The sequence below is a fragment of the Methanobrevibacter sp. genome (assembly GCF_030539875.1).
Lineage (GTDB): Archaea > Methanobacteriota > Methanobacteria > Methanobacteriales > Methanobacteriaceae > Methanocatella.
This window is the reverse complement of sequence record NZ_JAUNXI010000025.1, coordinates 1-25,993: the sequence shown is the minus strand read 5'-3', so window position 1 is coordinate 25,993 and position 25,993 is coordinate 1. Positions and strand designations below refer to the sequence as shown.

Annotated in this window: 22 protein-coding genes; 18 read left to right on the top strand and 4 right to left on the bottom strand. The window is 28.5% G+C overall.

Annotated features, from left to right (window positions below):
* Positions 1-515, bottom strand: a 515-nt coding sequence (locus Q4Q16_RS08650; protein ID WP_303347325.1) for a glycosyltransferase family 2 protein, incomplete at its 3' end; no start/stop codon positions are given.
* 535 nt (positions 516-1,050) lie between these two features.
* Here Q4Q16_RS08650 and Q4Q16_RS08645 point away from each other — a divergent pair.
* The 11 genes from Q4Q16_RS08645 to Q4Q16_RS08595 all read left to right on the top strand — a co-directional run bounded on the left by Q4Q16_RS08645 (position 1,051) and on the right by Q4Q16_RS08595 (position 14,607).
* Entirely contained in the window at positions 1,051-2,274 is a 1,224-nt protein-coding gene (locus tag Q4Q16_RS08645) for a glycosyltransferase (protein WP_303347324.1), read from the top strand.
* A gap of 92 nt (positions 2,275-2,366) precedes the next feature.
* On the top strand, positions 2,367-3,470 hold the full coding sequence (locus tag Q4Q16_RS08640) for a glycosyltransferase family 2 protein (protein WP_303347323.1): 1,104 nt from the start codon (positions 2,367-2,369) through the stop codon (positions 3,468-3,470).
* A gap of 529 nt (positions 3,471-3,999) precedes the next feature.
* Positions 4,000-4,821, top strand: a complete 822-nt coding sequence (locus tag Q4Q16_RS08635; protein WP_303347322.1) for an amino acid ABC transporter substrate-binding protein — start codon at positions 4,000-4,002, stop codon at positions 4,819-4,821.
* A gap of 28 nt (positions 4,822-4,849) precedes the next feature.
* A complete protein-coding gene (locus Q4Q16_RS08630; RefSeq protein WP_303347321.1) occupies positions 4,850-5,500 on the top strand; it encodes an amino acid ABC transporter permease in 651 nt (216 codons plus the stop codon).
* A gap of 10 nt (positions 5,501-5,510) precedes the next feature.
* Positions 5,511-6,194, top strand: a complete 684-nt coding sequence (locus tag Q4Q16_RS08625) for an amino acid ABC transporter ATP-binding protein (RefSeq protein WP_303347320.1) — start codon at positions 5,511-5,513, stop codon at positions 6,192-6,194.
* 373 nt (positions 6,195-6,567) lie between these two features.
* The gene (locus Q4Q16_RS08620) at positions 6,568-7,881 is read left to right on the top strand and encodes an adenylyltransferase/cytidyltransferase family protein (RefSeq protein WP_303347319.1); all 1,314 of its coding nucleotides are present in this window, start codon (positions 6,568-6,570) and stop codon (positions 7,879-7,881) included.
* Complete coding sequence (locus tag Q4Q16_RS08615; RefSeq protein WP_303347318.1) at positions 7,874-8,839, top strand: ornithine cyclodeaminase; 966 nt, start codon at positions 7,874-7,876, stop codon at positions 8,837-8,839. The genes Q4Q16_RS08620 and Q4Q16_RS08615 overlap by 8 nt, the downstream gene beginning before the upstream one ends.
* A gap of 17 nt (positions 8,840-8,856) precedes the next feature.
* The gene (locus Q4Q16_RS08610) at positions 8,857-9,921 is read left to right on the top strand and encodes an alanine--glyoxylate aminotransferase family protein (protein ID WP_303347317.1); all 1,065 of its coding nucleotides are present in this window, start codon (positions 8,857-8,859) and stop codon (positions 9,919-9,921) included.
* A gap of 44 nt (positions 9,922-9,965) precedes the next feature.
* Complete coding sequence (locus Q4Q16_RS08605) at positions 9,966-11,624, top strand: phosphorylcholine transferase LicD (RefSeq protein WP_303347327.1); 1,659 nt, start codon at positions 9,966-9,968, stop codon at positions 11,622-11,624.
* Positions 11,614-12,816 (top strand): hypothetical protein, encoded by a 1,203-nt coding sequence (locus Q4Q16_RS08600; RefSeq protein ID WP_303347316.1) that lies wholly within the window; start codon positions 11,614-11,616, stop codon positions 12,814-12,816. The genes Q4Q16_RS08605 and Q4Q16_RS08600 overlap by 11 nt, the downstream gene beginning before the upstream one ends.
* A gap of 366 nt (positions 12,817-13,182) precedes the next feature.
* Positions 13,183-14,607 carry a hypothetical protein gene (locus tag Q4Q16_RS08595; protein WP_303347315.1) on the top strand — a complete coding sequence of 475 codons (1,425 nt, stop codon included), beginning with the start codon at positions 13,183-13,185 and terminating at the stop codon, positions 14,605-14,607.
* On the opposite strand, the gene Q4Q16_RS08590 is transcribed toward Q4Q16_RS08595, so the two are convergent.
* Positions 14,590-16,497, bottom strand: a complete 1,908-nt coding sequence (locus Q4Q16_RS08590; protein ID WP_303347314.1) for a glycosyltransferase — start codon at positions 16,495-16,497, stop codon at positions 14,590-14,592. The genes Q4Q16_RS08595 and Q4Q16_RS08590 overlap by 18 nt on opposite strands.
* Before the next feature lie 73 nt (positions 16,498-16,570).
* Here Q4Q16_RS08590 and Q4Q16_RS08585 point away from each other — a divergent pair, with 73 nt between their 5' ends.
* A complete protein-coding gene (locus tag Q4Q16_RS08585; RefSeq protein WP_303347313.1) occupies positions 16,571-17,566 on the top strand; it encodes a glycosyltransferase family 2 protein in 996 nt (331 codons plus the stop codon).
* On the opposite strand, the gene Q4Q16_RS08580 is transcribed toward Q4Q16_RS08585, so the two are convergent.
* Entirely contained in the window at positions 17,518-18,396 is an 879-nt protein-coding gene (locus Q4Q16_RS08580; protein WP_303347312.1) for a hypothetical protein, read from the bottom strand. The two genes, Q4Q16_RS08585 and Q4Q16_RS08580, sit on opposite strands and share 49 nt — an antisense overlap.
* 281 nt (positions 18,397-18,677) lie before the next feature.
* On the opposite strand from Q4Q16_RS08580, the gene Q4Q16_RS08575 reads away from it, so the two are divergent.
* From Q4Q16_RS08575 to Q4Q16_RS08550, 6 genes are all read left to right on the top strand, one after another.
* Positions 18,678-19,148 (top strand): MarR family winged helix-turn-helix transcriptional regulator, encoded by a 471-nt coding sequence (locus Q4Q16_RS08575; protein ID WP_303347311.1) that lies wholly within the window; start codon positions 18,678-18,680, stop codon positions 19,146-19,148.
* A 26-nt stretch (positions 19,149-19,174) separates the two neighbouring features.
* Positions 19,175-20,536: an MATE family efflux transporter gene (locus Q4Q16_RS08570; RefSeq protein WP_303347326.1), complete on the top strand. Its 1,362-nt coding sequence runs from the start codon at positions 19,175-19,177 to the stop codon at positions 20,534-20,536.
* 48 nt (positions 20,537-20,584) lie between these two features.
* Complete coding sequence (locus Q4Q16_RS08565; RefSeq protein ID WP_303347310.1) at positions 20,585-21,025, top strand: hypothetical protein; 441 nt, start codon at positions 20,585-20,587, stop codon at positions 21,023-21,025.
* Positions 21,026-21,088: 63 nt separating this feature from the next.
* The gene (locus Q4Q16_RS08560) at positions 21,089-21,730 is read left to right on the top strand and encodes a zinc ribbon domain-containing protein (RefSeq protein ID WP_303347309.1); all 642 of its coding nucleotides are present in this window, start codon (positions 21,089-21,091) and stop codon (positions 21,728-21,730) included.
* A gap of 384 nt (positions 21,731-22,114) precedes the next feature.
* Positions 22,115-22,690, top strand: a complete 576-nt coding sequence (locus tag Q4Q16_RS08555; RefSeq protein WP_303347308.1) for a hypothetical protein — start codon at positions 22,115-22,117, stop codon at positions 22,688-22,690.
* 584 nt (positions 22,691-23,274) lie between these two features.
* Positions 23,275-23,829, top strand: coding sequence for a manganese efflux pump MntP family protein (locus tag Q4Q16_RS08550; protein ID WP_303347307.1), 555 nt, complete (start codon positions 23,275-23,277; stop codon positions 23,827-23,829).
* A 596-nt stretch (positions 23,830-24,425) separates the two neighbouring features.
* Here the strand turns inward: Q4Q16_RS08550 and Q4Q16_RS08545 are convergent.
* Positions 24,426-25,508, bottom strand: coding sequence for a tyrosine-type recombinase/integrase (locus Q4Q16_RS08545; RefSeq protein ID WP_303347306.1), 1,083 nt, complete (start codon positions 25,506-25,508; stop codon positions 24,426-24,428).
* Positions 25,509-25,993: the final 485 nt, after the last annotated feature.

Here is a 25,993-nt window from a genome sequence, read left to right as displayed (position 1 = left end):
GTAAGAGAGGACCTTTTAATAAACAAGGACATTAACTCAATAATAATAAATTTAGGATTTTTATTCAAATCAATGATTTTCGTTTCATTAAATTTAAATCTTAAAGGATTATTCTTAATTTTTCCTTCAAATAAAACAGGAACAGAAACGCAGTCATATTCCTTTGATTCATATTTATTAAAAAACATCAGAACATATTCAAATAATTTTTCATTAAATATGCAATTCCAGTCAAAAAAATTGACATAATCTCCTTTTGCATATTTTAATCCTAATTCATAAACAGCAGATAAATCTTCACTGTTTGCATTTAATAAAACAATATTGGACGGATGAAGATTTGCATATTTTGAAATTATTTCAAGAGATTTATCAGAACTATTGTTATTGATTAAAATAAGTTGAACCTGTTTAAAATCAACTGTTTGGTCAGCAATGGATTTTAAAACATTTTCAGCATATCTCTCAACATTTTGAAAAGGCATTATAATTGAAAAAATAAAATCAGAAGTCATGAATCCCCCTTATCCAATTTATTGGATTAAATAAAAATTTTATAATATAAGCATTAACTGCTAATGGATAAATCAATATTTATTTATATAAACCAACATTATTTATAATTTATGGTATTTTGCCTCTTTTAAAACCCTCTGTGATTTTTTTAATTTTCTTAAAGCATTAACCTTTTTATTCTGATTTTAATGTTTGTTAACAGAATATTTTTGTTTATAAAGTTTTCATTTAATTTTTTCAAAGTAAATAATCATGAATTTCAATAAATTTTAATTGGTTTTATATTAAATTCATTTACTGTACTGAATTTTATCATTTAATTAGTAAAATTAGAAAAAATAGAATGATACTATTCAATGGACGAAAAAAGCATATTCGAATCATACAATCCGAAAAACCGAAATTACGCAATTCATAATATAAGATATATAAACAATAACCCAAAATATATTTAATATGAATGAATGTAATTCTTATATAACAGTATCTTTATGGAAATTACTAAAATTTAATAATTAATGATATGGTGAATTTATGACTAAACTTTCAGTTATATTGCCCGTTTATAATGTTGAAAATTATTTAAAAAGATGTTTGGAAAGTATAGTTAATCAAACATTAAATGATATTGAAATAATATGTATAAATGATGGTTCTACTGATAACTCGTTAAAAATACTAGAAGATTTTGCAAAAGAAGATAAACGTATACAGATACTTTCTCAAGAAAATAAAGGACAGGGTATTGCTAGAAACAGAGGTTTGGATATAGCTAAAGGAGAATACCTCATTTTTATTGATTCAGATGATTATATTCCGCAATATGCCTTGGAAAAACTATATGAAAATGCTACAAATAATGATTCGGATATGGTAATGTTTAAACTGGCTGATTTCGTAGATGAAGATCATCTAAACTATTCAAAACCACGATTTAATCTTGATGATGTCTTTAAAAATGTAGATTTCAGTGATTTCACATTTACTTTCAAGGAGATCAAACATTACGTTTTGAATTCTTCATTTATTCCATGTAAACTTTATAAAAAAAGATTTTTAGATAAGTTTGATGATTTTAGATTTCCCGAAAGGCTGATTTTTGAAGATGTTCCGTTTCATGTAAAATCATTAACAAGAGCTTCAAAAATATCATTTGTTCCGGAATTCCTTTATAATTACCGTTTGTCAAATCCAACTTCAACCATTAACAAAAATTTAAAAAGGGAAGATATATTCAAAATATGTGATATTGTCGAATCTTATTTAATAAATGAAAACTATTTTGAGGAACTGAAAAAAGAATTTTATGAGTTTAAAACAACTCAAATCCTCCAATATTTATTGACTTATAATTCACAGAGTTACTATTCAATAGCCAAATCAGAAATAAGTAAGATAAATTTGGATCTTGTTTCTAATAGCAATTCAAAAAAATCTTTATTACTCCTGAATTCAGAAAATCTAAACGAATGTAAATTAAGAATCTATGAATTCAATGTAAGAAATTTAGAAAATAAACATAATATGTTAAATGAGAAAAACACCATATTATCAAATGAAAATGAAAAACTAAAAGAGAAAAATGCTATTTTATCTAGTGAAAATAAAGAACTAAAAGAGAAAAATGCTATTTTATTAAATAAAAACAAAAAATTAAATAAAATAAATAATGAAATAATGTCATCTAACAGCTGGAAAATAACAGAATCACTGAGAAAATTAAGAAGAGTGTTCCATAAACATGATAATAAGGAATGAACGTATGCTGATGAAATCTTCAAATAAATAACTAAAAAAATCGTTTATTCACAGACGTGACACTTATTTTTTTTAAAATTAGAGGGATGTAATTGAAAATAGAAAAACCATTGGTGAGCATCATAATCCCGGTATATAATACTGAAGAATATCTTGAAGAATGTTTGGAAAGTGTACTGAATCAAACATTAAAAGAAATTGAAGTAATATGTATAGATGATAAATCTACAGACAATTCACTTGAAATTTTACTAAAATATGCTAAAAAGGACAATAGGTTAAAAGTCATAAAAAATGAAAGAAATACTGGACAGGGCATTGCCAAAAACATATGTTTAAAGGAACTTAACGGTGAATATGTGTCATTTTTAGATAGTGATGATAAAATTGATAGGGATGCATATGAAAAACTCTATGATTTTTCTAAAAACTTCAAACAGGATGTAATTCTGTTTAATATGGTGAGATTTGATGAGAAAAAGGTTTGGGAAAGTGAATTACATGTTAAATCCATTACAAAATCTATAGAAAAAACTGACTTGATACAACATCCTGAATTTATTTATGATACAACTGCTTGCAATAAATTTATTAAAGCAAGCTTCTTAATGGAAAAGAATATAAAGTTTATAGACAGATTATACGAGGATATTTTATTTTCAATGCAGTTAATCACATCAACAAATTCCATTGGTGTATATAAAGATGTGAACTATTATTGGAGAAGGCGCAGAAATTCAAACAAATCGACTACACAAGAAAGAACCAATATTAAAAATATTAGAGACAGGATATTTATAGTAAAAGAAATTATTGAGCTGTTTAATTCAAAGGATGAATATAAAAATCTTATTAATGTTTTATATAAAAAATTGGTTGAAATTGATTTCAGATTATACATAAATCAGATTGATAAAGCAGATAAAGAATATAAAAATGTCATTATCTCAGAAATAATCCCGATTCTAAAAATAATTCCTGCAGAAATTTTTGAAGATTTAGATGAAATGGAGAAAATAAAGTATTATTTACTAATCAATGAGAAAATAGAAAACTTATGTTTTATAATCTGTAAGGAAAGAGAATATAAAAAACTAGAAAAACAAAATAACAGATTAAATGAAGAAATGAAGATAGTTAAATCAACTAAGGGTTGGCTTAATTATAAAATAAATAATATTTACCGCAGATTATAATCATTGTCTATGTAGAACTCCTATTTTTTTCTATTTTAACTTTTTTTTTAATTTTACAGTTTTTGAATTTGTGTTTTACTTAAGAAAAATTAAACCCTTTGGATTTTTTGGAAAAACTGCCACTCAAAAAAATTAAAGAAATAAATAAAAACATAAGACTCAATAAAACTTCATTTAATGTGCATTTAAGTATTCAAAAAATGTGTTAAATAAAATACAATTATAACAGAATCTCAAAATGACATCATGAATTAATCAAGAAGTTCATTCCAAAAAAAAAAAATGAATGTTGGATCAATATTTTCACTTGATAAAAAGGACATCATGTAGAATAATCCGAAACGTAAGCTTACAACTCTCAAATAAAAAAATAAAACTCAAAAATATAATTTACAGTTTTTCATAGATTAACTTAAATCCAATTAAACAGGAGGTTTTCTACAAAGCCAATAAATAAATATATTAAAAAATAAAAGATATTATTGTAGATTAGAAATATTTCTATTCTATAAAAATACTGGTGTTTTTTATGAATAAAAAAATAGGTTTTATTTTAGCTTTGGTAGTAATTTCTTTAATGATGTTTTCTACTGTAAGCGCAGGATTTTTTGATTTTTTAGGTGGAAATGACTCATCTGCAAACGATGACAATACTTTCGTCGTTGGTTTTGATGCTGAATTCCCGCCTTATGGATACAAAGATGATAGTGGAAACTACACTGGTTTCGACTTAGAATTGGCAAAAGAAGTTTGTGAAAGAAATAATTGGACATTTAAAGCACAACCTGTTGACTGGGATGCTAAAGATGCCGAATTAGAATCAGGTTCTATTGACTGTATTTGGAATGGATTTACTATTGATGGAAGAGAAAACGACTACACCTGGTCTAACCCTTACTTCGATAATAAACAAATATTTGTTGTAAAAACCAATTCCGGAATTAACTCCATTGCTGATTTAAAAGGTAAAACTGTGGAAACCCAAAAAGATTCATCTGCTTTAGCAGCTCTTCAAGGGGATAACAAAACCATAGCTGATACTTTTGCAACTTTAACCGAAGTTTCTGATTATAACACTGCATTTTTGGATTTAGAATCTGGAGTTTGTGATGCAATTGCTATGGATATAGGTGTTGCAGAATACAATATTAAAAACAAAAACGCTACTGATGATTTCCAAGTTTTAAAAGAATCAATTACTACTGAAAAATATGGTATTGGATTTAAAAATGGGAACACAGAGTTAAAAGACAAAGTACAATCCACTTTGGATGAAATGTTTAAAGATGGTACCGTATTAAAAATCGCTCAAAAATATGGTATTTCTGAAGACGCTTTAATACAACCTTAATTAATTAGTTGAAGGGAGAATAAAATATATGATTTTAAGTAATGTAATAACACAATTATTGGGAGGGATGATTACTTCCATAGAAATCTTCTTGCTTACATTACTATTCTCTCTTCCTCTCGGTTTAGTTGTAGCCGGAGGAAGAATGAGTAGTTTTGCACCATTACGATGGTTAATGAAGGTTTATATTTCAATTATGAGAGGTACACCCTTAATGTTGCAATTGATTGTGGTATTTTTCGCACCATATTATCTATTTGGCATTAGTCTATCGTCTGATTATAGATTTATAGCTGTTATTATTGCATTTTCAATTAACTATTCAGCTTACTTTGCTGAAATTTACAGAGGTGGAATAGAAGCTATTCCAAAAGGACAGTATGAGGCTGCACAGGTTTTAGGATATAATAAAATTGAAACATTTTTTATAGTCATATTGCCTCAAGTATTTAAAATCATTCTTCCTTCAGTAACTAATGAAGTAATTACACTGGTAAAAGATACTTCTCTTTCATTTGTTATTGCAATTCCTGAAATGTTTACAGTTGCTAAACAGATTGCCGCTGCAGATGCATCAATTGCCGCACTGCTTATTGCAGGTATATTCTACTACATATTCAATATAATTGTTGCATTTGTAATGGAACACTTGGAAAATAGATTAGATTATTACGATTAGAGGGGTATTTATGAGTTTACTTGAAATAAAAAATCTTAAAAAAAGTTTTGGAGATAATGTTGTTTTAAAGGATATTTCCCTTAATGTGGACAAAGGTGAAGTATTATCCATTATTGGGCCGTCAGGATCAGGCAAATCAACATTACTTAGATGTATCACTAATCTTGAGAAGGAAGATAGTGGTGTGATTAATTTTGATGGGACATTTGGCTTAGTTTTCCAAAATTTTAATTTATTCCCACATCATTCTGTTATGAAAAATATTACTAATGCTCCTTTAAAAGTTCAGAAAAGAGATAAAAAGGAAGTTTATGCTCACGCTCGTCAGCTACTTAAAAAAATGGGGCTTGAAGATAAGGAAAATGCATACCCATGTGAATTATCCGGTGGTCAGCAGCAGCGTGTTTCTATTGCAAGGGCACTTGCAATGAATCCGGACATTTTGTTTTTTGATGAACCTACATCAGCACTTGATCCTGAATTAACAGGCGAAATTTTATCTGTAATTAAACAGTTGGTGGCAGATAATATGACTATGGTGATTGTAACTCACGAGATGAATTTTGCCCGTAATGTTTCTGATACAATTATTTTCATGGAAAATGGTGTGATTGTTGAAGAGGGTTCTCCTGAAGAGGTATTTTCCTCAAACAATAAAAGGATGCAAGAATTCTTAGGAAAATTTGATGATTAAATTATTATTTTAATCTTTTTTTTATGAATATCTCACTTAAAGATTAAAGTATTAAAAACGATTTATTTATTTATTTAATAAACGAGTGGGACAAGGCATTATTAAATTTTGATTATTTTCTTACTTATTTTTTCTTTAATGTTAGTATGGCTGAAATATGGAAAATTCTGTAGAAAAAATTACTTGAAGAACAATTATATAAAAAAATGAGTTCATTTTACTATCAGATTTATAGTGTGGACAGGTACAAAAATTCAAATCATTCAAGTTTTTAAAAGAACCATAGGATATTTAAGAAACTTTTAATAGTTTTAATGATATATAATATATAAATTATGTATTTTATCTTAATAATTTGATTTAGAGGATTTTAATGAAAAAAATTATTACATATGGAACATTTGACCTATTTCATAAAGGACATTACAACATGCTAAAAAGGGCAAAAGAATATGGTGATTATTTAGTTGTAGGTGTAACCGGAGAAAATTATGATGTTGGACGTGGAAAATTAAATGTTTATGATTCACTTGCAACTAGAATAGAAAATGTGCAAAAAACAGGTTTTGCAGATGAAATTATAGTTGAAGAATATCTTGGCCAAAAAATTGGAGATATTATAAAATATGATATAGATTCATTTGTCATTGGAGATGATTGGGTAGGTAAATTCGATCATTTATCTAAATACTGCAATATGGTGTATTTGGAAAGAACAAAAGGTATTTCCAGTACTCAAATTAGAGAAGAAACTTTTAATCAATATGACATAGGTATTGTTTGTGATTTTGTTGATGATAATCAAATTGTAAAAGAAGCCAAATTAGTTAATGGTTTTGAAGTTAAAAATGTTTATAGTGATGATAACCGTATTTTGGATGCATTCAAAGAAAAGTATGATGTAAAAAATACTTTTGAGGATTATGATGCGATGATTGAATCTTCCGATATTATTTATGTTCATTGTGATATTAATGAAAGATTTAATTATATATACAGAGCGCTTAAGGCCGGAAAGCATGTATTATATGACCCTCCAATATCATTTAGTTCAGAAAAATTAAAAAAATTAATTGAGTTATCTAAACAAAAAAACGTTATTTTCATGGAAAATAATAAAATGGTTCATATTTATGTATTTAATCAATTATTATGGATGACTCAAGGCGGTTTAATTGGGGATATTTTAAGTTTTAATTGTTCAATTTCTAAAAATGATATAACCCGTTCTAATTTATTTTATGATTTAAGTGTTGTCGCTTTACTTCCAATGATAAAAATTATGGGTGAAAATTATGAGCATTTTGATTTCCAAGTATCTAAAGAGGGAGATAATATAGAATTTGCTTCAATGAATTTTGTTTATGGAAAAGGCAGAGCAATAATTAATGTAGGTAATAATGTTCGTGTTGATAATCAAATTGAAATTATTGGAACAAAAGGTACTATTCGTATGAAAGATGATTGGTGGAGAAGTAAAAGTTTTGAATTACATACGCCGGGTTCTAACGACGTTCAATTGTTTAATACTAATTTTGAAGGAAATGGTTTTAAATATTTAATTAGGGAAATGTCTAGAATGTTATCTAATAATCGTGTTGATTCAAAGAGTATTTTTGAAGAGGAATCCTTAAAAATTGCTGAAATTTTGGAGCATATTAGAAAACAGAGGTATAACTATGATTAAGGTTTTTGATTTTGAAACATGTAAAAAGATAGGTACTAAGTTATCTTCAGATAACTTTTTTGATTGGGTGGATTTTGCTTTAAAACATAAAACAGATTTTCAAATGCCCAGCAAGTCTCGTATGAATCAAGATGATGGCAATTATTATGCGTGTATGCCTTGTATGTATGAAGAGGAAAATATTGCTGGTTTAAAAATGATTGGTCGTCATTTATTAAAGCCCGGTGAAAATCGTTCCACTATGCTTGGCGATATTTTACTATATGAATCAGATACAGGTATTTTAAATGCTTTAATGGATATGGAGTATATTACTACATTAAGAACTGGAGCTGCTGCTGCACATTCTGCCATTATGTTTGCAAAAAAAGATTTTAAAACTGTAGGTTTATTTGGCTTGGGAAATATCATGTTTGCATGTATTGATGTTTTAATGTCTCAAATTAAAGACCGTGAAATTACTTTTAAATTATATAAATACCATAATCATGAAGAAAGGTTTATGGATTATTTCTCAAAATACCCAAATATTAAATTTGAATTATGTGACACATATGAAGAAACAATAATTGATAGCGATTTAATTATTTCTGCTGTAACAAGAGTTACTGAGAACTTCGCTAGTGATGAATGTTATAATGAAGGTTGTACAGTTATACCAATTATGACATTAGGTTTCCAAAACTGTGATCTATTTTTTGATAAAGTATTTACAGATGAAATTAATCAGATTCGAGGATTTAAATATTTTGATCAATTTAAATCCATTGAAAATACAACAGATGTATTGTTGGGCAAAGCAGAGGGCCGTACCAATGATAAAGAGAGAATTTTAGTTTATAATTATGGTTTAGCTATACATGATTTATATTTTGCTTTACAGTTCTATAGAAATTCATTGGATTTAGAAAATGAAATTGAATATTGTTATTGCAGAGATAAATTTTTCATGATATAAATAATGGGGGGATAAATATGAGTCATTTATTTACAATTGGACCGGTTGAAATGTTCCCGGAAACATTGGAACTTGGTGGAAAACAGGTACCTTACTTTAGAAATGATGAATTTTCAGAGGTGGTATTTTCAGTTTGTGATGGTTTAAAAAGATTATTATTTAATGAAAATGGGGAAATTATTTTATTAACTTCATCAGGAACTGGTGCTATGGAAGCAACAGTTTTGAACTGTTTTTCAAAAGAAGATAAATTAATTGTAATTGAAGGAGGTTCTTTCGGACATAGATTTGCTCAAATTTGTGAAGTTCATGATATTCCATATAAATCAGTTAAATTTGAAAATGAAACTTTAACAAAAGACATGATTGAAGAAGCGATTGGTGATGAAAAATTCACCGGTTTACTTGTAAATTTGGATGAAACTTCAAACGGCCAGTTATATGATATTGAAATGTTATCTCAGGTTTGTTGTGAGCATGATTTAGTTTTTGTTGTTGATGCCATTAGTGCTTTTTTAGCTGATGAAATTAATATGGATAAATATGGAATTGATGCAGTTATTTTAAGCTCACAAAAAGCATTATCATTAGCTCCGGGATTATCTATTGTTTCATTAAGTGAAAAAATGTTAAAAAGAGTTGAGGTTATTGATTCAAAAACCCTTTATTTTGATTTTAAAAATCATTTAAAAAATGCTGAAAGAGGACAAACTCCTTTTACTCCAGCAGTACGTATAATAATTGAATTAGAAAATATGGTTAAACGTTTAGAAAAAAAAGGTATTGACAATATCATTAAGGAAACAAATGAACTTGCTGTTTACTTTAGAAAAAGGATTAAAGAAATAGGTTTGGATTATCCTACATATCCATTATCTAATGCAGTAACACCAGTAATATTTCCAGATGAGAATGCAGATGTGATATACCAAAAATTAATTGATGAGTATGGATTTACTGTCAATCCCAATGGTGGAGATTTAGGTAAAAAAATGTTTCGCGTTTCCCATGTAGGTAAACATTCAATAGATGATATTGAAGAATTAGTTGTTGCAATAAGCAATCTTATAAATAATAAATAGATTTTATTTTTTCTATATGTATGGGGGAAATTGCTTTGAGCCGAATGAATAAAGTACAAGAAAACCTTTTTAAATTGGTATCAGAAATAGATGATATCTGTACTAAATATGATATTAAATATTTTTTAGCAGGAGGTACTGCATTAGGCACTGTTAGAAATCATCGTTTTTTACCGTGGGATGATGATATTGATTTATATATTACAAGGGATAATTGGAATAAATTAAGGCATGTTTTAGAAACAGAAGAAAATGTTGTTCCTGAAGGACGTACTTTCATATACAATGAGAATACGAAATATTATAATAACCCAATTGTCCGTTATGTTGATATTACAACTACAGCTATTTATAAATCCCAGGCATTAGCCGGAAAAGCATGTGGACAACATATTGAATTCTTGATTATGGATCCAATGCCTACTGACAAAGAAAAGATTGAAGAATACATAAAATTACTTCGTATCTATACAGAATTAATGTCCCCCTATTTTGTTGTAAATAAAAATTTATCATTAGACGAGTGGCAGGAACATTATAGTTTATATGAAAAATACTGCCGCAGAGTTGATTGCGAAGGTGAAGAAACTGTTATTAAGGAACTTGAAGAGCAGTTACAACATTTTTCAACAGAAGAATGCGATACATTCTGTATGCGTTGGGGAATTCAAATATTGATGTATAAAAAAAAATATTTTGGTGAGGGCAGATTAGAAAGCTTTGAGGGCATGCTATTGCCTGTTGCTGAAATCGCTGAAGGAATATTCAGAATTGCTTATGGTGATAGTTGGATGTATGTTCCTGATTATGAAGAGCAGGTTGTTCATAATGCATTTCAGGATATTGAAATTCCATTTAATGAATATACTGATAGATATATTAATAAAATAAATCGGGATTCCGTCTTTAAGAAATTTAAAAAAAATAAACGTAGCAATGCACGTGTATTCCATAATAGACGAAAAATTGATAGGTTAGTTACTAAAGAAAAAGTTTTTGTTCAATCCGAACATATATCTAATAAGATTGATGGAAAAGAAGATTATTTCCGTAATTTGCAAGAAAAAAGAGATTATAATTCCGTATTGGCAGAATTTGAAAATTATATTTCATTACAGTTAAATGTGGATGTTCGTAGATACGGTATAGTGGTTCCTATTTCTGATAAAAATCTTGCAACATTATTGTCATGTTATATTGGAAAAGGTGAGTATTTCAATGCTTCTAAGTTTTTAAACATACGTAAAATGAAGGAAGCCCCATTATCTGAAGAATTAATTGAAATAAATAATATCATAAGTTTATGTAGAGATTTATCAGTTGCCCGCTATGATAAAAAAGATGAGTTATTAGTTCAATCATTAATTAATGAATATGATGATAAATATCCAAACTTATTGGATATGTATCGTTCTAAACTATGGATTATGGAAAATAATGCAGATTCCTTAGATGATTATAAGGGTATAGATAAATTATGTTATGAAATTTTAGATATGTATCCATTTGATGGTGAAGTAATGGCCACTCAGGCTAAAGCAAAATTAGAATGTGGTTTAAATAAAGAGGCAATGGAACTTTATAAAAAAGCCAGCTATAATACAAGAAATGGTTTAATTTGGCAAAAAATTGAAGATGAATCCGGTATTAGCCGTATAGATTTAGAGCGTGATTTCATTGAGGAGTTAAATAATGAAGACTAAACAGGATATACAATTAGAATTACTTACAGAAATTGATGAGATCTGCTCAAAAAATGGATTAACATATATTTTAATAGGTAAAACCGCTTTAAATGCTTATCTTAATCATACTGTAAAACATGGATCTAGGATGATAGCTGTTGCTATGACAATGGGAGATATTGACCGTTTTTGTGAGATTATTGAAAGTAAGTATAGTGATAACCGCTATGTTGAAGGAATATTCAATAACCCTCAATTTAATCCATTTTATGTTGTTTACGGGAATAAAAATACCACTTATTTTAATATGGTTAATCTAAATCATAATATTCATAAGGGAATTCATGTTCGCATATATCCAATACGCAAATTTGCAGAGCTGGATGGCAGTATTATTAAAAGTTGGACAAAAAGATTATCATTTGAAAGAAAATTACGTAAAACCTTAAATCGTGTAATTGTAAATGACAAATTTTGGTATCTAAAATTAATTACAGATTTTTTAAATAGAATTTATGCATTAACAGGTGGGCATAAACGTTATTATAAAGAGATTAAAGAACGTATTTTTATTAATAACTGGAATGATATTCAAAATTATTCATTAGTTCGCATTATCAAATATAATTTATCTTCAGAATTGTTAAAAGAAATTACTAGATATGAAGTTGATGGATTTAAACTATGTTTGCCTAAATGCACTGATGAATTTTTCACAGAAATGTATAATGAACACTTTAAAGAAAAAGAAATAAACGAGCAAAAAATTAAAAAAAATGTTATTATTGATACTGAAATTGGATATGAAAAAGTCATTGAAGCAACAGAAGAACTTATAAATGAAGCTAGAAGTCTTCATGAAGAAGTTGTATGGGAAAGAAGAAAACATGATAAAGAAAGAATTTCTGTTGCAAATGTTTGGCATTTAGTTAAAATGACAAATAAACAATTGGAATATAAACAATACTTCAAGGACAATATTGATTATTTATTAACATTGGATTTAAATGATGAAAAACAATTTGAAGAAGTTAATGAAGAATTAAAAAAACCTATTTCAACATTAAAAAAATATTCTAAGCACGGAATGACATTTTCTATTGATCCAAAAACAGATGCATTAATTGAAGAATTTTTACTAATTTCCGGGCGTGATAAATTAAATAAAAAAATAAAGAAAATTTCAAAGAAAAAATACTTTGTTAAATAGCCTTCTTTTATTGGGAGGTAATGCATTTTTTTAATTGTATGTCTGCTAAAAGTGAATTTTTCTATGGAAATTTTTTTTATTTTAAATTGAATTATTATTTGCCTTTTTTAAAAATTAATTCTTGAGTTTTAGCAAAGACATTTGATAGTGTTTTTAGAAATATTGAACAGAATTTCCAGATTGTTTTCAATTCCAATCCTTCTTGTTCATCTACTTTGATATTTTCTTCAAGATGCTCTTTGTTTATTTTTAATTATTCGGCATTTAATAGTATGAAGAAAAATCTTAAGTTTCTATGAATGTTCTTTTTTAGAAATTTATTTTAATTATAACAAATAAACACTACTGTAACCGGTGATTTTTTTGTTGGATTCTAAAAAAACTAATGCTGATAATTTATTCATTTCATTTAAATTTCCGCCTGATAAAGATATAAGTGGAATGGTAGTTGGAAAGAGAATTATTAAAAATAATCTAAAAGTTGACGTTTTACACAACAGTCTTGGAAATGAAGATGATTTAAGTTTTAAGGAAATTAATAACTTTATCAATGAAAGATTGTCCACATCAGTTAACTCGGAACGTGACTCTGTTGAGTGTATCTTTAATTTCATTAATCAGGGCTTGAAATTGATTGGTGACCGACAATATAATAAAATTTATAGCAGATCATGGTATATGTCAAATCATTATCTTGCTTTGGAATACAAATTCAGACATCCCGATGTCTTTTGGACTGCTGAATTTTCAGATCCTGTTTTAATGAACATGAAAGGAGTAAAAAAAACCGATTCATTATCTGTACTTGACAATAAAGAGTATATTGATGGGATTAACTCAAAAATTGATGAATACAACAAAAATCATCACACTGACATTGATAAGTTAAGCAATCCGGGCAACACTTTTTATCTGGCGGAATTCCTGACATTTTTATTTGCCGATGAAATAATTTTTACAAATGCCAACCAGAGAAGTATAATGCTTGGAAGCTATGATGAGTATATTAAAAAATTAGTCATGGACAAATCAAGAATCATACCTCATCCTACACTGGACAGTGAATATTATCATTTGGCTAATAATGAATTGAATCTGAATAAAGATGAAATTAATATGGCTTATTTTGGTAATTCATATTATATATCAAGGCATTTTGAGCCATTGTTTTTTGCTTTTGAATCACTGAATCATAAATACAAAAACAAAATCAAGTTTCATTTGTTTATTAATAAGGATGAGTTTTTAAATTTTTTAACCGATGATTTGGAGTTTAAAAATAATATTATAATCAGAGAACCTCTTGAATATTTTGAGTTTTTAAATGCAACTCTTAAGTTTGACATTTTGCTTATTAACGACACGGTTACCAATGAATATTTCAACATAAATCCATATTTGCCTTCCAAACTTTCAGATTATTTAGGTTCAAATAAGGACATCTGGGCGATTTATGAAGATAATTCCACATTATCAAAAATTGATTGTAAGTACAAATCATCAATTAGCGATTATAGGCAGTCCCGTGATGTTTTATTAAAAATTCTGGAGGATTATGGTTACGCTGACAGCGAATATTCTTTTGATGATAGTTTTTATGAAAAAAGAATCAACCAGTTAAATAAAATAATAGGCAGTCAATACAGCCTAACCAATAGACATAAATTAAAAGTTGATAGCTTAAATAAGTCAAATAAAAAACTAAAAAGAGAAAATAAAGAAATATTGTCTTCTAACAGTTGGAAACTTACAGAGCCTCTCAGAAAACTCTTTTCATTTTTTAGAAAATAATTTTCTTAAAATGTTTGTCATTGATCTTAAAGGTCGGGTTATCTTCCAGCTTGTTGAATTAAAGACTTCCTTTTTAAACTTTTTGAATTTCCTTTTTAAGGCACTATTTTCTTTTTTAAGTTGCTTATTTTTGTTTTCTTCAATAAACAGACGTTCAAAATCATCAATTTTACTTTTTACATAAACATCAATGAACAAATCTTCCCATTTTTCACAGACAATATCTGCAGAATAGTTATTTTTAATTTTCTCCTTTCCTTTTAGACCCATATCAATAGCTTTTTTCGGATTATCCATTAAGTCAATAATATTGTTGGCAAGGGCTTCATAATCTCCGTAGTCAACAATAAGTCCATCAACATTGTTTGTAATGATATCTCTGGGACCATAATTAATGTCATAGGATACCAATGGGGTTGAATTAGCCATAGATTCTAAAACAACCATTGGCAAACCTTCATAAAATGAGGTTAAAACAGTGCATAATGATTTTCTCATTTCAAAATCCACATTAGAAACAAAACTATGGAAAATAACTTTTCCTTCAATATCAAGTTCTCGAATAAGATTGTCTAACCTTTTTCTCTCAGAGGGAGTTTCCCGTCCGTAGATGTCCAATACAGCATCATCATATTTTTCAGCCACTATTTTAAATGCTTTAATTGAATCGGATATGTTTTTACTTACTGCTACTCTGGCGAAAAGACTTATTTTTCTTAAATCCTTTTCAACAGGTTCATATTCAAACTTATCCTCTGAAATGAGATTGGGAATTGTGACGTATTTTTTATAATCAGTATCCTTTAATAAGTCATCTTTTGCAGAATCTGTTAAAACCACAAATGCCCTGTAATCATCAATTGTTCTGAAATGAGTAATATATTTATTTACTGATCTGTTGGGGCCAATTTCAGGTTTATCCCATCTGAAATAAGGATTTCCATGAATTGACGCTATTTTAAGAGATTCATCTGAGTCAACATGTTCGATACTATATGAACCGAAAATCTTGTCAAAAACTATAAAAGGCTTATCATCCGCAATTTTACAAAATTCCTCTAAAAAATGACATAACAGATGGTCAAATGTTTCAAATTTGATTGTTGTTAGGGATTTTCTATCATTTAAATAGAATTTTCTTAATCTGCCTTTTTTAATTTCAGTTAAATAATTAAAACCGTCAGGAGTGAAATATTCATGTTTTAATGGTTTGTAAGTTGTTCTTAAAACCGGCACTCCTTTTACAAATAATTCACTTTTGATTTTCAATGAAGAATCCTTTTTATCATAATAATCATAGGTTATGGATGTGTCGGGGTTTCTGGTTTCTTGAACAATAAACTTTTCACTGTCAATTGATTCCTTTTTAGAGTGGGATGTGAATGTGTTTTTATTGGAGAAGTATTCATACATATTTATGAAATTAATATCTTTTGATATGTTCAGAGTGTTGTAGTAAAAGCTTCTTATTTCATCATAATCCTGAATATCATTAAAACTTAACAGGTTGATTCTGTATCCTCTTTTTACAAGATTATTTGCTCTTGTCACTACTGCTATTGAAGTTCCGCCAGGCTCAATGAGCAAATCATCAAATACAAAGTTAAGCTCTTTATTTTTAATAATCTTTCTTATATCTTCCTTGGATTCTGGAAAGCTTTGAGCCAATAATTTTGACAATTTTAAAGCGGGAATGTGCTTTTTGGAATTAATCAGATTTGCGAAAACCTCATATTTCCCATTATAATTTTTCAAAGTTATCTGGGAAGTTTTCAATACATCAATCTTATCTGCATCTGAAATATTACTTAAACAAAATTCCTTTATCCATTTATTAGTTTCATCTGCTGATTCGGCTAAATCGATTAATTCTTTTTTCGTAAAACTCATATAATCACATCTGATTGTTTATTTTTATAATTTAAAACATATAATTATATGTTTTTAAAACAAATCTTCATTCATGACAAAAGTATCTGTTATTCTTGCTGCTTTTAATGAAGAAAAATACATTGAAAATGCAATTAGAAGTATTTTAAATCAGACATTAACTGATTTTGAACTGATTATTGTTAATGATGGATCTTCAGACAATACATTAAATATTATCAATAGCTTTAAAGATTCAAGGATTAAGCTGATTAATCAGAAAAATAGGGGTCCGGGAGCATGCAGAAATAATGCATTGGATATTGCTCAGGGGGAATATATAATGTATCTTGACGGGGATGACTGGTATTCTCGAAACGCTTTAGAAATTGCATATGCTGAAGCTAAAAGCAAAGATACTGATTTTACATTTTATCAGATGATTAATTATGACAATGATACTGGAAGGAAATACGAAAATGACTGGTTCAGCTTGAAAATATTTGATGAGTCTTATGAAAATACTGTTTTCAATATTGCTGATTTTAAAGGTTCTATTTTTGATTTGTCTGTTGGGGTGTGTCAAAAAATTTATAATGCCTCTTTTTTAAGAGGTATTGATGCCCGATTTCCAGAGGGGATTTTCTTTGAGGACATGCCGTTTTTCTATTATGTTTTGCTTAAGGCAGAAAAAATTTCAATTATTAAAAAATGCCTGTATTACAGAAGAAAGCATGCAGAGTCAATTACTCATGTTGTTGACTGGAAATTTTTGGATACTGTTCCGGCAGGTCGGGAATTGTTTAGAATATTTATTGAAAATGGATGGTATGATGCATACAAATTTGACCTGCTTGCCTATAAAATCAATGGTCCAAGGTTTGCTTTAAGAGACATTAAAGAAAATTATAAGATTCCTCTTTACGAGTTAATTAAAAAAGACTATTGTGAAATTAAAGAGGGTCCTTATTATCAGGACTATATTGATAATTTAGGGCCTGTAAAGAAAAAATTTTTCCTAGACATTATAAAATCAAAAGACTATGATGACTTTAAAACTTTAAACCAGGAAAAATCATCACCTCCATAAAAACTAACCAGTATGAATGTCAGTGAAATTAAAATATAGATAAACACAGCATCCAAAGGCATAAATGCTAGAAATATTGCAAATCCGATGATTTCAAAAACAATAAATGCAGTTCTTTTATTTGAAATATCCCTATATGACAATAATCCTAAAAGTGCTGGCGTAAATATGATGGCGAATATATAGTAAATGCACATGATAAGTGGAGTCATGCCCACCACATTGAATTTAAACAGCCAAATAAACAGATGCATTTCTAAAACTGTTAAGAAGAAACCCTGAACTCCTCCTGAGATTGCCTGTGCTAAAGTGTGTTTGTTTAATATTACCCGAGACCAGATTAAGAGCGGATAGATTATTCCAAACAATGCGCCAACAGGACCTAAAAGCAGTATTAATGCAGCAACAGGACCTGACAATCCGGTTGTGTGAACGCTTATTTTCCATTTAAATGTTATAAGCAGAACAACACCTGTATTTATTGAATAACACAGAAGCAGTGCTGTTAAAAAATTGTCAACATTCAGTATAAGTAAAGTTAAAAAACCGATGAAATAGGAAACTATTCCAACAATCAGTGGTGTAAAGCGGTCCTGGCGGTTTGAAATATCTCTGTCTGTATTTAATTTTTTAGCCCAAAACAGTATTATCACCATCGGCATAAGTGAAGCAAAAATAATGGAAATCAGCTCAAGTGTTATAAATTTCTGAAGGCTGAAAAGTCGGTTTTCAAATGACAATACAAGAGATATTATCATAAATAATGGTATGCAAATGATTGGAGGGTTTGTTAAGGTGGATATTGTTTTTGCAATCTTAACTTTATTCATAAGATTATTTATTCTATTTTTAGATTAATAAGTATTGTGAAAGCAGATTTAATAATTCATAATTGATTTTAGGCCAATTTGATGATTATTCAATTTAATTGTTGCAATTGCAATTGTTGTCAGTGAAACATTTATATACAATGAACTCATAATATATCATTGTAAAATTTAATCTGATTTAAATATTTACAATTCTGAAATATTTTAGATATTTCATTTAAATTATGTTTTTTTACTGAAGGTAGTATTACTACAATTATGAAATGATTTTTGGAAAAATTATGATTAGCGAAGAATTAAAAACAATCGATTCTTCAAAAATTCCTTTTAACAAACTAATTTCAATTATTTTTAGAGGTCAGACAATTTATCTAAAGGATAAGTTGGAGGAGTTTGGAATCAACTCAACACAGCTTGGTTTGCTATTTGAAATATCACATCAGTGCAATACCAACCAGGAAAAAATTGCCTCAAGATGCAATATCAATAAAGGGGCAGTTGCAAGATCCATTAAAAAATTAGAAGATGACGGATTGGTTGTAAGGGAAATCGACACAGACAACAGACGTCAGAATAAGGTTTCTCTAACTGAAAAAGGAAAAGATACTTTAAACAAGTGCATAATTCTTCTAAACGATTGGGAAGAAGAAGTATTTAATGAAGAATCAGTTAAAAAAGATGAACTTAAAAGAAACTTAAAAGAAATTGCAATAAGAACAATAGAAATTAATGAAAGGGAGGTTAAATATTGAGTGAAAATAAAAGTAAAAATATTGAAATGATTACGGGAGACCCCAAAAAGGCAATTACAAAACTTGCACTTCCAATGATGCTTTCAATGCTTCTTATTATGATGTATAACCTTGCAGACAGCGTATGGGTAGCAGGTCTGGGAGCCGATGCTCTTGCAGCAATCGGATTTATTACACCATTGTTTATGATTTTAGTCGGACTTGGAAATGGTATTGGTGCCGGGGCAAACTCTTTAATTGCAAGAAACATCGGTGCTGGAGATTTCAAACAGGCTAACAATGCAGGTTTGCATGCTATCTTATTGGCGGTAGTAGTGTCTGTTGTCTTTACTGTTTTAATTGAAATTTTAATGGTTCCGATTTTACAGTTTATGGGAGCCGGAAGTACAATCGGATATGCCCTTGACTACAGTTACATTGTCTTTGGATTTTTATTCGTATTTGTATATTCTGGAGTTGCATCTGCAATATTCAGATCAGAAGGAGACATGAAAAGAGCAACAATAGCTATTGCCGTAACTGCAATAATGAATATTATTCTGGACCCGATTTTTATTTATGTATTGGGCTTTGGAATTGCAGGTGCTGCATGGGCAACTGTAATATCAGCATCCCTGTCCTGTATAGTTATGAGCTATTGGATATGGGGTAAAAAAGACCTGTATCTTGACTTATCCCTTAAAAACTTCAAATATCAAAGAAGTTTAATGATAGATATTCTTCAGGTTACAGTGCCTTCCACTCTTGAAAACATAGTAATTTCAGCTCTTGCGATGATAGTTAATAGTATGCTTGTTATTGCAGACGGAACAACAGCTGTAGCAGTATATACTGCATCAATGAGAATCATACAGCTTGCCAGCATTCCGTTAATAGGTCTTGGAACTGCAGTTCTGACTGTTGCCGGTGTTGCATACGGAGCCCATAATCATGAAAATTTAAAAACAGCACACTCATACTCAATTAAAGTCGGTTTTATAGTTTCAATCATAATTGGAATATTGATGGTTATATTCTCCAAGCAGATTGCAGTGATATTTTCATATACAGCAGCCAGTGCAAGCCTATCTGCTGAAATTGCAACAGCAATATCTGTATTGAGTCTGTTTTTAATAGCTATTCCTCACGGTATAATGTCTTCAATGATGTTTCAGGGAGTTGGAAAAGGAACATACTCACTAATAATTACTCTTCTAAGGTCATTAATCCTTGAAAGTGTATTTGCATACCTGTTCGGTTTCACTTTCGGATGGGGAGTGGAAGGAATATATGCAGGTGTTGTATTCGGTTGTTTTGTTGGAGGAACAGTCGGATATCTCTGGGCCAAATTCTTTATTAAAAAATTCAAACAGATTTCAATCAGAAAATATACTCCGCAGAAAGACTAGCTTTTATTAAAGCTAGTTTTTTATACTATTTTTTACTTAATAATTATCATGGAATTTATTTTAAATAATAAAAAGTATTCGGTTTTAAACCATGAGCTCTTTATCAATTATTTGATTGTTGACAACTATTTTAGAAACAGATATTCCAAATATGACTATAATATTAGATTTGATTTTGTAACTCCTTTATTGACCAAAGAAAAAATAGAATTTAAAGACATATTGGAAGGTACAAAAGATCTGGAGGTTTTAATCGAAAAAAGTGAGATTGATTTTATTCCAGCAGGACTTACCATAGACCAGCAGGAAAACGGCAATTTCAAAATAACTTATCAGGAACTGGACTTTGACAATATCCATTCAGGTGAAGCCATTCCATTTTTAATTACACTCCACTCTCTTTTGACATATAAACCGATTATCAGTCTAACACAAATACTTGAAGAACTTGAAAACTTCATTGAAAATTTCAGAGCGTATAATAAATAATTTTTAATATTGTGAATAACATATTGTTAATCAGCTATTTAATTATGCGGGTGGTATTTAAAAATGTATTGTCCTAATTGTAAAAGTGAAAATAAGGATTCGGCAAAATTTTGTAAAAAGTGCGGAACTCCCTTAAAAAAGAAAGAGATTAGTCATAAAAATATTATTAATTCAATCAGTGAAGAAAAATCAAATAGCAGCAACACTACCAAGTATATAATTGTTGCACTGATTATTATTGCGCTTGCTCTTGCAGGTGCATTTGCATACATTGGATGGGCAAGTCAAGGTCACGATTCGACTTCAGCAAATAACGCTTCATCTCCGATTCAGTCCAGCCCCTCCCAGCCATCATCACAGGTTAGCTCTGCTCCAACAACAACTGCGATGAGCATACTTGGAGGTTCATTTTCAACAGGCAGCAAGCTGTCTGATAAGACCTATGCAAGTATTTATGTTGGTTCACAACATTCCGGGGAAAAGGTAAAAATCCAAATTAAATATTCAAGAGACGGATCAAGCTTAAATAATGGCAATATGGTTCCTAAAACTGTTGATTCTTCAGGTTACATTAAAGTAAGCAGTGCAGACTCATACAAATATTATCCTGACTATGCTGAGATCAATTTATATGATACTTCAGGTAATCTTTTAGACTCAACAAGCGTTTCATTAACTCCATCCAGCGGTACTCAATCATTTTAATTGAGTATCCTTCTTTTTTTTAATCTGAAGAATCACTATTTTATTTCTCAGTATCTATATCTGACCAAAAACTATATATACTACATTAAAGTAATAGTTACTAATACATCAACACCATGTATTAACCATCAAAGGAGGCTATCACCATTAGCGGAACTGATATTCAATTAAAAAAAACAAATAATTTACATAAATCCGAATTATCCTTCGGAACTGATGATTTAATCAGAAATTATATTGTTTATCCGATTCATGTTACTATCCATCTTCATATGTCGATTTTATTAGTTTTAAGCAACTGGTGGGGATAATCCATATTCCTATTAATGGTCAATTATTGTAGTATTAAATCAAAAAGATGTTTTATATTGGATGTGAGAATATATGTTTGAAAGGTTAGGTGAAATGCAATTAATCAAAGAAAGGGAAGAGTATGAAATTGAATTTTTTAACAATTTTGATGAGGAAATTTTCAAAAAAGACACATTAGATATCTTGATTGAATCATATGATGAAAATCATGACTTTGACTGTGAGAATGATTTTAATTTCTATGAGGAGTTAGAATTTGATTTTATGAACTTTGAGGAATATGATCACAATTCTATGGAATTCGCATATGAGGGTAATAGTACTTTGGGATATATTTTAAATAACGATTCTTTTAATAAAATCAAGGATTATGATTATCCTGAAGGGGTCGATGAAAATTTAAATGGAATTAAATATTTGGAATTTGATGAGATTGATGATTATTCCTGTAATCAGGTCTATGAACCGGAATTTATCTCTGATGAAGGTAATAATCATTTCGAATCAGCAAATGAATTTAAAGATGAAAACCATATGGAAAACTTAATTGAAGAATATTTGGATGAGGAAACTGCATTTTTGGAATCATTAATTGATGAATATCTATCTGAAAAAGCAGCATTTCTGGAATCATTAATTGAATATTAACTTAATTTAATCAATACTGAAAATTCATGTTAAATTTAACCTATAATAACATAAATTAAAAATCACAAATGATTTAGAAGGTTGCAGATGATTGAAATCCCGAATTTAAATATTGTTTATGTCAATAAAATGAATATCAATAAAGTATATTTAATACAATAAAAATGATAATGAATTAGTTTATGATGGATTTTTAATTAAATTTAGTTTTGATCCTAAAAAAACTAATCAAAAATTCATGAAATATTATGTATTATCACAAGAGTATAACACTAGGATAAATTCAATGCGCACCGGCAACACCAGGCCAAAAATTAATGCAAAGATGTATGGAAGTATGGAATTTTCTTTACCCTCTTGAGAAAAACAAGACTTTTTAGTAAATATTCTTCAGGATATTGATAAAAAAATTGAATTGAATAGTGAAATAAATTAAAATTCGATTTAACCAGACTTTCCTAAGAAAATAAAAGAAAGCCACACTAAAATAATTAAGTTAAAACCAAAATCACTTATTTTTTTAAAGGAGAAGCTTAGATGGTCTAGAATAAATTTATATAAAATAATAAATATAATTTAGTGTAATGTCCTTTAATATTGTTTCTGTTTCATTAATTGCTGTTGCTCTTGCAATGGATGCTTTTAGCGTATCTATAACAAAAGGTTTCACTCAAAAAAATCTAAATAACTCACAAATTTTCTATTACGGCTTATTTTTTGGTGGTTTTCAGGCATTAATGCCGATTTTAGGATATTTCTGCGGTACTGCAATAGCTTCTGTTGTTGAAGCATTAACTTCAGTTATTGGTTTTATTTTACTTTTGGCTATTGGATTAAACATGATTCGTGAAAGCTTATCAGACAATGATGAAGAAATCAGCGATGAGTTCTCATTTAAAGAAGTTACGTTACTTGCAATCGCAACAAGTATTGACGCTTTTGCAGTCGGAATAGCAATTGCTCTTTTAAAAGATCCGATTATGATATCTGCTATTATTATTGGTATTGTAGCATTTATATTCAGTATTACTGGGGTGTTTATTGGCAAAAAAATTGGCCGTTTTGCCGGTGGTAAGTTCCAGATTCTTGGAGGAGTAATTCTTATATTGATTGGAATAAAAATTTTATTGGGTTTTTAATTTAAACATTGTATTTTTTTATAAAATTTAATAAATTTTATTAATTTTTTGAATTAAACTGGCCTATTTTTGTTAATTCAAAATTGATAAGTGACATAAATTTAAAACAAGATTATAAATGCTTTAATAAATAAAATACTTATGTATGCAGTTAATTTATTGAAAATAATGCTTCAAACTATTTATTTGTATTTAAAATTTCCCTGTTTTAATATTACTTTAGTCGGAATAGAATTTCCGCATGTTATACCTAAATATGTATTATAGTATAACTACTATTAATACCTATAATTGATATTTATGTATTATATCAATTTCAATCTAGTTCATATTGTATATATAATATATTGATATGGAAATATGGAAAATACATATTAATATTATTTCTGTAAATTTGGATAATAGATAATATGCATATATTACTATTAATACCCAAGTAATATTTAGAAAATGGTCTAAATCAATAATTCCATATATATCAAGCTAATGAAAAATAATAGTTTCACAATATTTCTTATTTTTTAATAAATTTCATGAAAATTAATAATTTTTAAAAGCGAAAAACATCATTTTAATGTTTGAAAATTAAAAATCAATTAATTATTAAATTTCATAGAATTGACCTTTAATTTTTGTTTCATTTGCTCATGATCAATATGAATGTACTTGTCTGTAGTTTGTGAATTTGAATGGCCTGCAATTGACTGAACTTCAGCAACAGTCAATATCTCGGCATAATGGGATAATGCTGTATGTCTTAAAATATGAACACTGACACTTTTGCCATAATTAAGTGAACAGTCAATTCCTTCATTTTCAATTCGCTCATCACACTCACGGGCATGTTTTTTTATAATATCCTGAACTCCACGTTTTCCAATACGGCTGCCTTTCATATTTGTAAACAGCTCTTCGCGAGTTACTTCTTCTAATGCCTTGTTTCTCTGTATAATTGGGCGGTATACATTATTGGTATTTTTTCTAAGTTTTGTGATGCGGTTTCTAATCATATCATTTAAACTGACAAGAGTATCATAGGTTATAAATGTTGTTCTGTCCTTCAATTCCCCTTTTGTTGTTTCTGCCCTTAAATAAACATCAATATACTCATTAGTGTCCTGAGGCAAAATATAAAATCCGTTTTCATCTATTGGAACTTGAATATCATCTTTATTTAATAAAACTAATTCTTTCAGTCTCATCCCTGAATCAATAAAAGTTCTGCATATTGCATAATCTCTAATGTTGCCATTTTCTTTTATTGTATCAAGGAAAAAATCAGATTGGGGCCATGTTAGAGAGATTTTTTCAATTCTTTTTTTAGCAGTTTCAGGATCTTCTGCCTTAACTTCAATAATATCTTTCATTTTTATTGGTTCATGCTGAATCTCTTCCTGAACATCTTCTGAGTTGATAAATTCCAGAATGTTCATCATATATGTTTTTACAGTAGTTCTTTTATTTCCGCGTTGTTTTAAACAGTATCTACGATATCCTCTCAACTGTTTTTTAACGTTACTGCTATTTAACTCATTGATTCCTTTATTTTCTAGATATTCTATGAACTTAGATATATTGAATGTTTGTTTTCTGATGGTTTCTTGCGTTAAGTTTTTTACCTCTTGTTTTTCTTCTAAGTATTCATCTAGGTAGTCTGTCAGCTCATCCACTTCAATCATAAGCTTTTTTGCCTCCTAAATTTTTATACCTAACCCCTGATATACTATTGATTTTTTGAATATATAAATACTTCGTATGTTTTCTTTTTTAATGTATATTATTATATAAAATATACGTTTACTTTATATATAAAATTGGAACAGTTTGGAAGTTTCAGGAGAAATATTGCAAGTGACATGATACATATACATCAAGCGGTGCAAAAACAGTGATTTCTCATGATTTAGATTTGCAATAAAAAATTGTTAATAGAATTATAATTATTTTTAGTTTCAGAATCGAAGCATTGAAAAAGTCTTATGAATATCAGTTTAATATCAGGCCTTTAGTTTAGGATTTAATTTATTGTTTAAAAACTAGCTATTTTCTACATTTCTGCAGATTGTTTAAATTTTTTAGAATTTATTAAATGAATTTTAACATTATATGGCTCTTTCAAAAACTTGTGTGATTTGAATTTTCACTAGTTTTTGAGTCACGAATT

Excerpts from the sequence above, each read along its gene's own strand:
- Q4Q16_RS08580 (WP_303347312.1), bottom strand. The coding sequence starts at position 18,396 with ATGAATAAAGTTAAGATTGCAAAAACAATATCCACCTTAACAAACCCT.
- Q4Q16_RS08605 (WP_303347327.1), top strand. The coding sequence starts at position 9,966 with ATGAATAAAGTACAAGAAAACCTTTTTAAATTGGTATCAGAAATAGAT.
- Q4Q16_RS08600 (WP_303347316.1), top strand. The coding sequence starts at position 11,614 with ATGAAGACTAAACAGGATATACAATTAGAATTACTTACAGAAATTGAT.
- Q4Q16_RS08625 (WP_303347320.1), top strand. The coding sequence starts at position 5,511 with ATGAGTTTACTTGAAATAAAAAATCTTAAAAAAAGTTTTGGAGATAAT.
- Q4Q16_RS08545 (WP_303347306.1), bottom strand. The coding sequence starts at position 25,508 with ATGATTGAAGTGGATGAGCTGACAGACTACCTAGATGAATACTTAGAA.
- Q4Q16_RS08615 (WP_303347318.1), top strand. The coding sequence starts at position 7,874 with ATGATTAAGGTTTTTGATTTTGAAACATGTAAAAAGATAGGTACTAAG.
- Q4Q16_RS08555 (WP_303347308.1), top strand. The coding sequence starts at position 22,115 with ATGTTTGAAAGGTTAGGTGAAATGCAATTAATCAAAGAAAGGGAAGAG.
- Q4Q16_RS08645 (WP_303347324.1), top strand. The coding sequence starts at position 1,051 with ATGACTAAACTTTCAGTTATATTGCCCGTTTATAATGTTGAAAATTAT.
- Q4Q16_RS08570 (WP_303347326.1), top strand. The coding sequence starts at position 19,175 with ATGATTACGGGAGACCCCAAAAAGGCAATTACAAAACTTGCACTTCCA.
- Q4Q16_RS08575 (WP_303347311.1), top strand. The coding sequence starts at position 18,678 with ATGATTAGCGAAGAATTAAAAACAATCGATTCTTCAAAAATTCCTTTT.
- Q4Q16_RS08630 (WP_303347321.1), top strand. The coding sequence starts at position 4,850 with ATGATTTTAAGTAATGTAATAACACAATTATTGGGAGGGATGATTACT.
- Q4Q16_RS08610 (WP_303347317.1), top strand. The coding sequence starts at position 8,857 with ATGAGTCATTTATTTACAATTGGACCGGTTGAAATGTTCCCGGAAACA.
- Q4Q16_RS08585 (WP_303347313.1), top strand. The coding sequence starts at position 16,571 with ATGACAAAAGTATCTGTTATTCTTGCTGCTTTTAATGAAGAAAAATAC.
- Q4Q16_RS08635 (WP_303347322.1), top strand. The coding sequence starts at position 4,000 with ATGAATAAAAAAATAGGTTTTATTTTAGCTTTGGTAGTAATTTCTTTA.
- Q4Q16_RS08565 (WP_303347310.1), top strand. The coding sequence starts at position 20,585 with ATGGAATTTATTTTAAATAATAAAAAGTATTCGGTTTTAAACCATGAG.
- Q4Q16_RS08590 (WP_303347314.1), bottom strand. The coding sequence starts at position 16,497 with ATGAGTTTTACGAAAAAAGAATTAATCGATTTAGCCGAATCAGCAGAT.
- Q4Q16_RS08550 (WP_303347307.1), top strand. The coding sequence starts at position 23,275 with ATGTCCTTTAATATTGTTTCTGTTTCATTAATTGCTGTTGCTCTTGCA.
- Q4Q16_RS08620 (WP_303347319.1), top strand. The coding sequence starts at position 6,568 with ATGAAAAAAATTATTACATATGGAACATTTGACCTATTTCATAAAGGA.
- Q4Q16_RS08560 (WP_303347309.1), top strand. The coding sequence starts at position 21,089 with ATGTATTGTCCTAATTGTAAAAGTGAAAATAAGGATTCGGCAAAATTT.